The organism is Nitratireductor sp. PBL-C9 (assembly GCF_050877045.1).
GTDB lineage: Bacteria > Pseudomonadota > Alphaproteobacteria > Rhizobiales > Rhizobiaceae > Nitratireductor > Nitratireductor aquimarinus.
In genome coordinates this window covers 1-12,966 of record NZ_JBPAXW010000007.1, presented here as the reverse complement: position 1 = coordinate 12,966, position 12,966 = coordinate 1, and the positions used below count along the sequence as shown (strand labels likewise).

Below are 12,966 nucleotides of genomic sequence, written 5' to 3'. Positions count from 1 at the left end.
TCAGAAGCTAAGGGCTTCCTGCATTGCAGCCCGGTTCACGGTCACCGGATGCTTGCCCTGCAGGCGTGCAACCATCTGGTCGAGAAGATCGTCGGCAAGCCCGGTGCGCATGGCGTCGCGCTGGTTTTCGGGAATGCTCTGCGCCGTCGCGCTCGCCGGCTCGAAGACCTCGGTGACGCGGAACAGAACCTGCCCGTCGCCGGCCGGGTTGGCAAACACGCCGCTGCCATCGCGCGGAACGGAGAACACCGCCGCAACACCGGCCTGGCCAAGGTCGGCGTCGTTCGCCGTGCGCTTGACGCCACGCTTCACCTGCTTCTGCTGGTCGATTTCCAGAGCGATGTCGTCCAGCGAAACGCCGTCCTTCACCTTCTGGGCCAGCTCGGCAGCGCGCGCAGCCAGAAGGCGATCCGTCTCGGCTGCGATCCAATCCTGCGTGACCTCTTCGCGCACTTCGTCAAGCGTGCGGTCGCGCTCGGGCGTGATGCCTTCCACTTCGTAGAAGATGAAGCCATTGCCGCCCATGGAGAGGGGCGCGTTCTCGATGCCGGAATCGCTCTCGAACACTTCGCGAATCAGCTCTGCCGAAACGGGCAGATCACCAACGATCGCGCCATCAGGGCGACGCGCAGTGGCGTCGATGGCTTCAATCGTGCGCATGGTCAGGTTCATGCGCTCGGCTGCTTCCGCCATGGTCGCGCCGCCGGCGCGGGCGTCTTCGTAGGCATCGTGCACATCGAGCAGAACGCGCGACGCTTCCTCAAGCGCCAGGTCCTGACGGATCTCGTCTTCCACTTCGCTGAGGGGCTGAACCACCTCGGCCTGAACTTCCGAGACATTCACGATCACCGGTCCGAACGTGCCGTCAAGCACGTCGCTGAACTGGTTTTCGCTGAGCGCGAAGGCCGCTTCGGCGATGGCGCTGTCTGCGATTTCGCCCTGGGCGAGCGTGCCGAGCGCGATGTCGTCGGCGCTCTTTCCGGCGGCCGTCGCCACGTCTGCGAAGCTCTGGCCGTCGAGCAGGTTTTTCAGCGCAGCTTCGGCTGCTTCGCGATCCGGGAAGACGATCTGTTCGATCGTGCGCTTCTCCGGCGTCGTGTAGCGGTTGCGCAGGTCGTCATAGGCCTTCTTGACCTGATCTTCGGACACGGAAGCCGGGTCGGAAATGTCGCTCGGCTCAAGCTTCACATAGCTGAACTTGCGGTATTCCGGGGCGGCATAGTCTGCCTTGCGCTCGTCAAACCAGGCTTGCAGCGTCGCGTCGTCCGGCGTTGCGACGGGCTCGACCAGAGCCTGCGGCAGCGCCACATATTCTATGGTGCGGTCTTCACCGCGATAGAGCGCCAGGTTCTTGAACAGCTCATCCGGCACGCTCATGCCGTCCGTTGCCGCTTCCACGATCTGCTGGCGAATGGCCACCTGTTCGCGGTTGCGCAGATAATCTTCGGGGCGCATGCCGATCTGGCTCAGAACGAAATCGAACTGCTGGCGGTTGAAGCGACCGTCCGGTCCGCGGAACGCCGGGTCGTCGGCGGTCAGCTGCGCAAGCCGGTCGCTGGAAAGGCCAAGGCCGAGCTTGCGGGCTTCCTCGTCCAGAAGCGCGCCGGCGGCCAGCTGCTGCAGAACCTGTTCGTCAATACCGAAGGCAACAGCCTGTTCGCGCGTGACGCGCGTGCCCAGACGCTGCGAAAGCGTGTTGATCTGGCGGTCATAGGCCAGCCGGTAATCCAGCATGGAAACGGAGGAATCTCCGACCGTCAGCACATTGCGCGACTGATCGTTCAGGATCTGGCCCGAAATGCCCCAAACCGCAAAGCTCAGGACGAGAAGGCCCAGGAGCAGCTTGGCGATCCAGGTAGAGGCGGCGTTTCTGAGACTGTCGAGCATGGCTTTTCCGAAGTTCCTCGCGTGATTTCAGGGACTGGCCCCAACACAGCGCAATAACGCCCCTGACGCCGGGTGTCGATAGTTGAGTGGGAATTGCAGGCCCAATTGCTTTTGCATTAGCGCGTGTTTTTGCTAGGGAAGCTGCCGAGTTTGATTTTTGTAAGGACGCTGACGCATGACGCCAGGTATTCGCCCCCTGATTGCAGGCAACTGGAAAATGAACGGTCTTTCGGCCGACCTCGGTGAACTCGCAGCGATGGGCGAGGGCGCCTTTGGCGGCGCGGAAGGGCTGATCTGCGTTCCCGCAACGCTCCTGTCGCGCGCAAGCGATGCGCTCGCCGGCAGCAAGCTGCGCCTTGGCGGTGAAGACTGTCATGCGGCAGCCTCCGGCGCGCATACGGGCGATGTCTCCGCCGAAATGCTGGCCGATGCGGGGGCGAGCCATGTGCTGGTCGGTCACTCGGAGCGCCGCACCGATCATGGCGAGAGCGATGCCGTCGTGGCCGACAAGGCGAAGGCCGCATGGCGCGCCGGCCTCACGGCAGTGATCTGCATCGGCGAAACCAAAGAAGAGCGCGAAGGCGGCAAGACGCTTTCCGTCCTCTCCAGCCAGATCCCGGGTTCGGTTCCGGCGGACGCCACGGCGGCAAACACCGTGGTTGCCTATGAGCCGGTCTGGGCCATCGGCACGGGCCTTACGCCCACGGTCGAGGACATTACTGAAGCACACAGACATATCCGCACCGAACTCAAGACGCTGCTCGGCGACGAAGCCGACAAGATGCGTCTTCTCTATGGCGGGTCGGTGAAGCCCGGCAACGCGACCGAGCTTCTCTCGATTGAGAATGTGGACGGTGCGCTGGTCGGCGGGGCGAGCCTCAAGGCGGTCGATTTTCTTGCCATCGCGGCTGCCTGTCCGAGCTGAGTGAAGAGAAAAGTCTTGCGTTGCTCGCTCAACCGCCTATGTGAGAGCGAGCTTCGCTCAAATGCCGTCATTTGATGTGGTTTGAGCGAAAACGCGTTTGAAATGCCGCAAAACCGTATGCGGTGCGGTCCTTTTAAGGGCAAAATTACGGGGTATCGAAGACGAGACCCTGTGAGTGAGCACCCGGCGGTCTTGGAAAAGCGGTCTTGGAAAAACGGTGAAAGCCGTGTAATGAGCCGCGTCCGCATTCAAGCGGATGCTTCGAGCCGGAAAGCCGGAAGGAAACATGCAGACCGTTATCATCGTCATTCATCTGATCGTCGTGGTCGCGCTGGTCGGCGTCGTCCTCATGCAGCGCTCCGAGGGTGGCGGCCTTGGTGTCGGCGGCGGTTCCGGCTTCATGTCCGCGCGCGGTGCGGCCAACGCGCTGACGCGCACGACGGCGATCCTCGCCGCAGCCTTCTTCGCAACCTCGCTTGCTCTTTCGCTGATCGCCCGTTACGGCGCGAGCCCGACAGATATTCTGGACCGTATCCCGGCCGGAAGCGAGCAGACCGAAGGCACTGGCGGCGTTCTCGACCAGCTTGGCGGCGCAGGCGCATCGGTTCCGACCGACGAGCCGGCAGCTCCTGCCGAAGCAAATCCTGAAGATCAGGTTCCCACGGGGCAGTAAGCCCACGCTTGCAAGGCTTTCCGGCCGCCTGAATGGTGCGGCCGGTTTTGCAGTGCGCAAGAGTTATTCACCGCGGGGCGCAAAAAGATTTGCGTCTCGTTATTTTTTGCTGGCGGAATCGCCTGTGTCCGGATAAGCGATGAGTCCCATGGCGCGATATGTTTTTATAACCGGCGGCGTGGTCTCCTCCCTCGGAAAAGGCATTGCAGCAGCGGCCCTTGGCGCGTTGCTTCAGGCCCGTGGGTACCGCGTTCGCATCCGTAAACTCGATCCCTACCTGAATGTTGATCCGGGCACGATGTCGCCCTATCAGCACGGTGAGGTTTTCGTCACCGATGACGGTGCCGAAACCGACCTGGACCTTGGCCATTACGAGCGCTTCACAGGGCGTTCGGCCAACAAGCAGGACAACATCACCACGGGTCGGATCTACCAGAACATTCTGGAAAAAGAGCGTCGTGGCGACTATCTGGGCGCCACGGTGCAGGTGATCCCGCACGTCACTGACGAGATCAAGCAGTTCGTCCTTGAAGGCAATGAGGATTACGATTTCGTGTTATGCGAAATCGGCGGAACCGTTGGCGACATCGAGGCGATGCCGTTCCTCGAGGCGATTCGTCAGCTCGGCAATGAACTGCCGCGCGGCAACGCCGTCTATGTGCATCTGACGCTGATGCCGTGGATTCCGGCGGCGGGCGAACTCAAGACGAAACCGACCCAGCACTCGGTCAAGGAACTGCGTTCCATCGGCATTGCACCGGATATCCTTCTGGTGCGCGCGGATCGCGAGATTCCGGCCGAAGAACGGCGCAAGCTGTCGTTGTTCTGCAATGTGCGCGAATCAGCCGTGATTCAGGCGCTCGACGTTGCGCATATCTATGATGTGCCGATCGCCTATCACGAAGAAGGGCTCGATTCGGAAGTGCTGTCGGCCTTCGGCATCGATCCGGCGCCGAAGCCGCGCATGGAGCGCTGGGAAGAGGTTGCAGACCGCATCCACAATCCGGAAGGCCAGGTCACGATTGCCGTCGTCGGCAAGTATACGGGCCTGAAGGACGCCTACAAATCGCTCATCGAGGCCCTGTCTCATGGCGGCATGGCGAACCGGGTGCGCGTCAAGCTCGAATGGATCGAAGCGGAAATCTTCGAGAAGGAAGATCCGGCTCCGTGGCTCGAAAAGGTGCATGGCATTCTGGTGCCGGGCGGCTTTGGCGAGCGCGGTGCGGAAGGCAAGATCCTGGCGGCCAAGTTCGCGCGTGAGCGCAAGGTGCCTTATTTCGGCATCTGCTTCGGCATGCAGATGGCCTGCATCGAGGCGGCCCGCTCGCTGGCTGGCATCGAGAATGCCTCCTCGACCGAGTTTGGTCCGACCAGCGAACCCGTTGTCGGCCTGATGACCGAGTGGCTCAAGGGCAACATGCTCGAGAAGCGCACGGCCTCTGGCGATCTCGGCGGCACGATGCGCCTCGGCGCATACGAATCGATGCTCGTTGAGGGCACCAAGATTGCGGAGATCTATGGTTCGGAGGAAATCTCCGAGCGTCACCGCCATCGCTACGAGGTGAACATCGGCTATCGTCAGAAGCTGGAAGAGTGCGGTCTGGTGTTTGCCGGCCTGTCGCCCGATGGCGTTTTGCCGGAGACGGTGGAGTATGCCGACCATCCCTGGTTCATCGGTGTGCAGTATCACCCTGAGCTGAAGAGCAGGCCCTTCGAGCCGCATCCGCTTTTTGCTTCCTTCATCGCAGCTGCGGTGGAGCAGTCACGCCTCGTGTGATTTCATTTCCCCGCCTTCGTGGCGGGGAAACCTTCATTGGCCGGCTCTGCACTTGCAAAGCGCCCGGGCTTCGGGCACATGCGGTGCATGGTATCTGAAGACAAGATGCGATCTCCGCGCAGCCTCGATCGCAAGCTTAATCGCAAGCTTGATCATTGTGTGTTGCCAACTGCGGGCCTGACGGTCGCGCGGGAACGGCTGGAAGCGCTTGGCTTCACGGTCGCCGCAGACGCGGCGCATCCTTTCGGCACCGGCAATTGCTGCGTTTTTCTCTCAGACGGCTCCTATCTCGAACCCCTGGCCCGCATGGACCAGAAGGCTGCCCTTGAGGCGGAAGCCGACGGCAATGTCTTCATTGAGCGGGACAGCGTCTTTCGTCAAACCTATGGCGATGAAGGGTTTTCTGCCGTGGTTCTGGGAACGGCGGACGCCGATGCCGATCACGCGCGCTTTGTCGACGCAGGGATTTCTGCGGGAAAGCCGCTGTCCTTCTCGCGTCCATTCCGCGACGCTGAAGGACGTGAGGCCACGGCTTCGTTCCGGCTGGCCTTTGCCGCTCCGGAAATCGCCGACGGCCACTTTTTCTTCACCTGCCAGCGCATCAACATGCCGACTGCGGGGCGCGGCGCGCTCGAGTCGCATTCAAATGGCGTGACGGGCACCGCACGCATCGTCATCCTTGCTGCATCGCCGGACGATTATGCAGGCTTTCTGGACGCATTTTCCGATGAAGCGCATGAGCGGCTGGTGGATGGCGAAGTCGATCTGAGGCTCGGCAACGCGGTTTTGACGGTGATGACGCCCGACCGCTACGCAATGCGTTATGGTCCAGACCGTGTTTCTCAACATGGCCGGTTCGATCTCGCGGCAATCGTCTTTGAGTGTCTGGATATTGCCAGATTGCGCGAGCAATTTTCGATTCGTGAGATCCTGTTCGCCGACGAAGCCGGTTCCATCATCGTGCCGCCGGCGGCCGGGCAGGGCGCAGTATTTGTCTTTGAGGAGTCTTCCCTATGAAACCCAATCCGCGTGTCACGGTCGGCAATGTCGTTTTCGGCAACGACGCTCCGCTGGCTCTGATCGCCGGTCCCTGCCAGATGGAGACGCGGGAGCACGCCTTCGACATGGCTGGCGCGCTGAAGGAAATGACGGACGAGCTTGGCATCGGTCTCGTCTACAAGAGCAGCTTCGACAAGGCGAACCGCACATCGCTTTCGGGCAAGCGCGGTGCGGGGCTGGAGGCAGCCCTGCCGATCTTCGCGGATCTGCGCAAGGAATTCGACGTTCCGGTTCTGACGGACGTCCACACCGAGGAGCAGTGCCGCATCGTCGCTGAAGTGGTCGATGTGCTTCAGATCCCGGCCTTTCTGTGCCGCCAGACCGATCTCCTGATCGCGGCTGCCGAGACCGGCAAGGTGGTGAATGTGAAGAAGGGCCAGTTCCTCGCGCCATGGGACATGGAGAACGTCATTTCCAAGGTGACGGCTTCGGGCAATCCCAATGTGATGGCGACCGAGCGGGGCACCTCGTTCGGCTACAACACGCTCGTCTCCGACATGCGCGGTCTGCCGCAGATGGCGGCCATGGGTGCGCCGGTGATCTTCGATGCGACCCATTCGGTTGCGCAGCCCGGCGGTCTCGGCGGTTCGTCGGGCGGCCAGCGCCAGTTCGTGGAAACGCTTGCGCGGGCGGCCGTGGCCGTTGGCGTTGCCGGCGTCTTTATGGAAACGCACCAGGACCCCGACAACGCGCCTTCGGATGGTCCGAACATGGTGCCGCTGAACGAGATGAAAGGGCTTCTTGAACGTCTCATGGCGTTCGACCGGATCGCAAAGGCTGCCTGAACGTCAGGCGCGACATTGAGTTTTCACGTGTCTGCGCTAAGAAAGCGCGGACACTTCCTCCCGGGTGCTTACCTTACGGGGTTCTTGCCCCCGGGTTCATGCCCAGGTTCAACCTCCAGATCAGAAAGAGTTAAAATGACTGCCATTCTCGACATTGTCGGACGCGAAATACTGGACAGCCGCGGCAACCCCACCGTCGAGGTCGATGTGGTTCTGGAAGACGGCTCGATGGGCCGCGCCGCCGTGCCTTCGGGTGCGTCCACCGGCGCGCACGAGGCCGTGGAACTGCGCGATGGCGGCAAGCGCTATCTCGGCAAAGGCGTCGAGCAGGCCGTCGATGCGGTCAATGGCGAGATCTTCGAGACGCTGAGCGGTCTCGAAGCCGAGAACCAGATGCAGATCGACCAGGCGATGATCGATCTCGACGGCACGCCGAACAAGAGCCGTCTCGGCGCAAACGCCATTCTCGGCGTTTCGCTGGCCGTGGCGAAGGCCGCTGCCGAATCCTCCAACCTGCCGCTTTACCGCTATGTGGGCGGCGCGTCGGCGCATGTCCTGCCGGTGCCGATGATGAACATCGTCAATGGCGGTGCGCATGCCGACAACCCGATCGACTTCCAGGAATTCATGGTGATGCCGATTGGCGCATCCTCCATCCGTGAAGCCGTGCGCTGGGGTTCGGAGATTTTCCACACGCTGAAAGCGGGTCTGAAGGATGCCGGCCACAATACCAATGTGGGCGACGAAGGCGGCTTTGCGCCAAACCTGAAGAGCGCCGAGGATGCGCTGGACTTCGTTCTCGCCTCCATCGAGAAGGCCGGCTACCGCCCGGGTGAAGATGTGGGCATCGCGCTCGATTGCGCCGCCACCGAGTTCTTCAAGGAAGGCAAATACGTCTACGAAGGCGAGGGCCAGACGCGCGACGGCAAGGCGCAGGCCGAGTATCTTGCCAAGCTGGTCGGCAACTACCCGATCATCTCCATCGAAGACGGCATGTCGGAAGACGATTTCGAAGGCTGGAAGATTCTCACCGATCTGGTTGGCGACAAGGCCCAGCTCGTTGGCGACGATCTGTTCGTGACCAATTCGGCGCGTCTGCGCGACGGCATCAAGATGGGCATCGGCAATTCGATCCTGGTGAAGGTGAACCAGATCGGTACGCTGACCGAGACGCTGGATGCCGTGGAGACGGCGCACAAGGCCGGCTACACCGCGGTGATGTCGCACCGCTCGGGCGAGACCGAGGATTCCACCATTGCCGACCTGGCTGTCGCGACCAATTGCGGGCAGATCAAGACCGGTTCGCTGGCGCGCTCCGACCGGACCGCGAAGTACAACCAGCTCATCCGCATCGAAGAAGAGCTCGACCGTCAGGCGCGTTACGCCGGAAAGTCGTTCCTGCGCGGATAAAAATGCAAATGGACGCGCCGAAATAACGGTCCATTAAGCAAGATATGAACACATGCGGGAGAAGGGTTTTTTCCGCATGTGGACACGTCATCACAAACGCCGCAACACTGGTCGCCTGATCGTTCCGACGATCACGGGCCTGTTTCTCGCCTATTTCGGCTTTCATGCCTATCACGGCGAATACGGCATCTATTCCAAAATACAGCTCGAATCCCGCATTGCCGAGGCGCAGGCCAGGCTCGACACGCTTGTCGCCAAGCGCAGGGAGCTGGAGCATCGTGTTGCGCTGGTGAATGACGGCAGCCTCGAGAAGGACATGCTGGACGAGCAGGCCCGGCGCGCGCTCAATGTCGCGCGTGAAAATGAGGTCATTATCCTCATTGGCGCGGATCGGTGAATTAACCGACTTTCAGTTAATCGATAAGAAGGTGTGCAAATCCAAGCATTTAGCTGCATGGCAGCTATGCGGATTTTGAATGGCCGAAATGTGAACTACGTGCTAGCTTTGTCATCTATAAGCGGGAGATGACGGGAGGCTCACGGCGCAATTTTGCCGCGCTCCACCGTTGCACAAATTCCCCGGATTGTCAGCTAGGGAGTAGAGGCATGGCGCGAGCCGCAAGCAAGACCAGTGGCAACAGGTCACGCTCGACCGGAAAAGGGGCGGCAGCAAGTGCCGGCCAGACACCAAAGGCTCCAAAGCCCGAGGAATTCGACAAGGAGCAGGAGCTTCACGCCTATCGTGAAATGCTGCTCATTCGCCGCTTCGAGGAAAAGGCCGGCCAGCTTTACGGCATGGGCCTGATCGGCGGTTTCTGTCACCTTTATATCGGCCAGGAAGCCGTCGTCGTCGGCATGCAGATGAGCATGAAGGAAGGCGATCAGGTCATCACCGGCTATCGCGACCATGGTCACATGCTCGCAACAGGCATGGAAGCGCGCGGCGTGATGGCCGAGCTCACGGGGCGCCGCAATGGCTACTCCAAGGGCAAGGGCGGCTCCATGCACATGTTCTCCAAGGAGAAGAAGTTCTACGGCGGTCACGGTATTGTCGGCGCGCAGGTGCCGCTGGGCACCGGGCTTGCCTTTGCCAACCGTTACCGCGGCGACGACAGCGTTTCGATCACCTATTTCGGAGATGGCGCGGCCAACCAGGGCCAGGTCTATGAGAGCTTCAACATGGCCTCGCTGTGGAAGCTGCCGGTGATCTACATCATCGAGAACAACCGCTACGCCATGGGCACGGCGGTCGCGCGTTCCTCCGCCGAGACCGATTTCTCGCATCGCGGCCTTTCGTTCAAGATCCCCGGCATCCAGGTGGATGGCATGGATGTACGTGCAGTCAAGGCGGCCGGTGAGCTGGCCGTTGACTGGTGCCGTTCGGGCAAGGGGCCGATCATCCTCGAGATGCAGACCTACCGCTATCGCGGCCATTCCATGTCTGACCCCGCGAAATACCGCTCCAAGGACGAAGTGCAGAAGATGCGCTCCGAGCACGATCCGATCGAGCAGGTGAAGCAGCGTCTTCTGGCCAGCAAATGGGCGGATGAAGATGCGCTGAAGGCCATCGACAAAGAGGTGCGTGACGTGGTCGGCGATTCGGCCGAATTCGCACAGACGGATCCGGAGCCGGATGTGTCTGAACTCTACACCGACATTCTGCTTTGAGGGGAGGGCCGACATGCCAACCGAAATTCTCATGCCCGCGCTCTCTCCGACCATGGAAGAGGGCAATCTTTCCAAATGGATCAAGAAGGAAGGCGACGCCGTCGCTCCCGGTGACGTGATCGCCGAGATCGAGACGGACAAGGCAACCATGGAAGTGGAAGCCGTGGACGAAGGCACGCTCGGCAAGATCCTGATCGCCGAAGGCACCGAAGGCGTGAAAGTGAACACGGCCATCGCTGTTCTTCTGGGTGAGGGCGAAAGCGCCTCCGATCTCGACAGGCAGGCTGCAAAGCCGGCTGCCGAAGAGACGAAGGCTGCTGACGACAGCGCCGCAAAGGCGGAGTCGGAAGAAAAGTCTTCCGGTGGCTCCGTGCCGGCTGCACCGGAAATCAAGGTCGCTGCCGATCCGGATATTCCCGAAGGCACCGAGATGGTTTCGACGACCGTGCGCGAAGCGCTGCGCGACGCCATGGCCGAGGAAATGCGCCGTGACGGCGACGTCTTCGTCATGGGCGAGGAAGTGGCCGAGTATCAGGGCGCCTACAAGGTGACCCAGGGGCTCCTGCAGGAATTCGGCGACAAGCGCGTCGTCGACACGCCGATCACCGAGCACGGCTTTGCCGGCGTCGGCGTTGGCGCGGCCTTTGCCGGTCTGAAGCCGATCGTCGAGTTCATGACGTTCAACTTCGCCATGCAGGCGATCGACCAGATCGTCAACTCGGCGGCCAAGACGCTCTACATGGCCGGCGGCCAGATGGGCGCGCCCATCGTGTTCCGTGGTCCCAACGGCGCTGCTGCCCGCGTGGCGGCACAGCATTCGCAGTGCTACGCCGCCTGGTACGGGCACATTCCGGGCCTCAAGGTGGTGATGCCCTACACGGCAGCCGACGCGAAGGGCCTTCTGAAGGCCGCGATCCGTGATCCGAACCCGGTGATCTTCCTGGAGAACGAGATCCTCTACGGCCAGAGCTTCGACGTTCCGAAGATGGATGATTTCGTTCTGCCGATCGGCAAGGCGCGCATCCACAAAACGGGCAAGGACGCGACCATTGTTTCCTTCGGCATCGGCATGACCTATGCGGTCAAGGCGGCTGAGGAACTGGCTGCCGAGGGCATCGACGTGGAAATCGTCGACCTGCGCACGATCCGGCCGATGGACCTCGATACGGTGATCGAATCCGTCAAGAAGACCAACCGTCTGGTGACGGTCGAGGAAGGATTCCCGCAGTCGTCGGTCGGCGCGCATATCGCCAGCCAGGTGATGCAGCGGGCCTTCGACCATCTCGACGCGCCGGTGATCACGGTGGCCGGCAAGGACGTTCCGATGCCCTATGCCGCCAATCTCGAAAAGCTGGCGCTCCCGAGCGTCGCCGAAGTGGTCGAGGCGGTGAAAGCCGTTTCCTATCGCAACTGAGGGGGAGGACACCATGCCGATCCAAGTCACCATGCCCGCCCTTTCGCCGACGATGGAAGAGGGCAATCTCGCCAAGTGGATGGTCAAGGAAGGGGATTCCGTCGCTCCCGGTGATGTGATCGCCGAGATCGAGACCGACAAGGCGACCATGGAAGTGGAAGCCGTGGACGAAGGCACCGTCGCCAAGATCGTCGTGCCGGAAGGCACCGAAAGCGTGAAGGTGAATGCGCTGATCGCGGTTCTCGCCGAGGAAGGCGAGGACGCTGCCGACGCCGTGAAGGCTGCCGAAGGCGGCGCAAGCGCAAAGGCCGGGGCGAAGGCTCCGGAGGCCGAGAAGCCCGCTGAAGCCGAAGCACCGGCGGAAAAGGCCGAAGCGCCCGCGCAGGCAAAGCCGGCAGAGGCGAAGTCTGCTTCATCCGGCGATGGAGAGCGTGTGTTTGCCTCTCCGCTCGCCCGCCGTCTGGCGAAGGAAGCCGGTCTCGACCTGTCCGCCATCGCCGGTTCGGGTCCGAAGGGCCGGATCGTCAAGGCCGACGTGGAAGCAGCCGGCAAGGATGGCGGTGCTAAGGCCGCTGTAGCCGCACCGGCTGAAGCAGCTTCCGCCGCGGCGTCCGCGCCGCAGGCCATGTCCGATGATCAGGTGCTGAAACTGTTCGAGGAAGGCTCCTACGAGCTCGTCCCGCATGACAGCATGCGCAAGACCATCGCCCGTCGTCTGGTCGAGGCCAAGTCCACCATCCCGCATTTCTACCTGACGCTCGATTGCGAGATCGACGCGCTTCTGGCGCTGCGCAAGCAGCTCAACGATGCCGCGCCGAAGGTGAAGACCGGGGATGGCGAGAAGCCGGCCTACAAACTGTCGGTCAACGACATGGTCATCAAGGCCCACGCGAAGGCGCTGGCCATGGTGCCGGACGCAAATGTGTCGTGGACCGAGAACGCCATGGTGAAGCACAAAAACGCCGATGTGGGCGTTGCCGTGTCGATCCCCGGCGGTCTGATCACGCCGATCGTGCGCCGCGCCGACGAGAAGACGCTGTCTGCCATCTCCAACGAGATGAAGGATCTGGCCGCGCGGGCGCGTTCGCGCAAGCTGAAGACGGAAGAGTTCCAGGGCGGCAACACGGCCGTGTCCAATCTGGGCATGTTCGGCATCAAGGACTTCGCCGCCGTCATCAACCCGCCGCATGCGACGATCCTTGCGGTCGGCGCGGGCGAGCAGCGGGCCGTGGTGAAGGATGGCGAAGTGAAGGTGGCGACCGTGATGTCGGTGACGCTTTCGACCGACCACCGTGCAGTCGACGGCGCGCTCGGCGCAGAACTCCTCGCCGCCTTCAAGCAGGTCATCGAAAACCCGATGGCGATGCT

Annotated in this window: 11 protein-coding genes; 10 read left to right on the top strand and 1 reads right to left on the bottom strand. The window is 61.8% G+C overall.

Features of this window, described 5'->3' with window-relative positions:
• Complete coding sequence (locus ACRTG1_RS15180; RefSeq protein WP_206547593.1) at positions 1 to 1,887, bottom strand: SurA N-terminal domain-containing protein; 1,887 nt, start codon at positions 1,885 to 1,887, stop codon at positions 1 to 3.
• 175 nt (positions 1,888 to 2,062) lie between these two features.
• Here ACRTG1_RS15180 and tpiA point away from each other — a divergent pair, with 175 nt between their 5' ends.
• From tpiA to ACRTG1_RS15130, 10 genes are all read left to right on the top strand, one after another.
• Positions 2,063 to 2,812: a triose-phosphate isomerase gene (tpiA, locus tag ACRTG1_RS15175; protein ID WP_432516500.1), complete on the top strand. Its 750-nt coding sequence runs from the start codon at positions 2,063 to 2,065 to the stop codon at positions 2,810 to 2,812.
• Positions 2,813 to 3,098: 286 nt separating this feature from the next.
• The gene (secG, locus tag ACRTG1_RS15170) at positions 3,099 to 3,485 is read left to right on the top strand and encodes a preprotein translocase subunit SecG (RefSeq protein ID WP_113156294.1); all 387 of its coding nucleotides are present in this window, start codon (positions 3,099 to 3,101) and stop codon (positions 3,483 to 3,485) included.
• 148 nt (positions 3,486 to 3,633) lie between these two features.
• Positions 3,634 to 5,262, top strand: coding sequence for a CTP synthase (locus tag ACRTG1_RS15165; RefSeq protein WP_162742309.1), 1,629 nt, complete (start codon positions 3,634 to 3,636; stop codon positions 5,260 to 5,262).
• Positions 5,263 to 5,421: 159 nt separating this feature from the next.
• The gene (locus ACRTG1_RS15160; RefSeq protein WP_432516499.1) at positions 5,422 to 6,279 is read left to right on the top strand and encodes a VOC family protein; all 858 of its coding nucleotides are present in this window, start codon (positions 5,422 to 5,424) and stop codon (positions 6,277 to 6,279) included.
• Entirely contained in the window at positions 6,276 to 7,106 is an 831-nt protein-coding gene (gene kdsA, locus ACRTG1_RS15155) for a 3-deoxy-8-phosphooctulonate synthase (protein ID WP_113155164.1), read from the top strand. Before ACRTG1_RS15160 ends, kdsA begins: the two co-directional genes overlap by 4 nt.
• A 135-nt stretch (positions 7,107 to 7,241) precedes the next feature.
• Positions 7,242 to 8,516, top strand: a complete 1,275-nt coding sequence (gene eno / locus ACRTG1_RS15150; protein WP_113155165.1) for a phosphopyruvate hydratase — start codon at positions 7,242 to 7,244, stop codon at positions 8,514 to 8,516.
• Positions 8,517 to 8,592: 76 nt separating this feature from the next.
• Entirely contained in the window at positions 8,593 to 8,913 is a 321-nt protein-coding gene (locus ACRTG1_RS15145; protein ID WP_113156295.1) for an FtsB family cell division protein, read from the top strand.
• 209 nt (positions 8,914 to 9,122) lie between these two features.
• A complete protein-coding gene (gene pdhA, locus ACRTG1_RS15140; RefSeq protein ID WP_113155166.1) occupies positions 9,123 to 10,184 on the top strand; it encodes a pyruvate dehydrogenase (acetyl-transferring) E1 component subunit alpha in 1,062 nt (353 codons plus the stop codon).
• A 13-nt stretch (positions 10,185 to 10,197) separates the two neighbouring features.
• Positions 10,198 to 11,598 carry a pyruvate dehydrogenase complex E1 component subunit beta gene (locus tag ACRTG1_RS15135; RefSeq protein WP_206552608.1) on the top strand — a complete coding sequence of 467 codons (1,401 nt, stop codon included), beginning with the start codon at positions 10,198 to 10,200 and terminating at the stop codon, positions 11,596 to 11,598.
• A 13-nt stretch (positions 11,599 to 11,611) separates the two neighbouring features.
• Positions 11,612 to 12,966, top strand: a 1,355-nt coding sequence (locus ACRTG1_RS15130) for a pyruvate dehydrogenase complex dihydrolipoamide acetyltransferase (RefSeq protein WP_432516498.1), incomplete at its 3' end; no start/stop codon positions are given.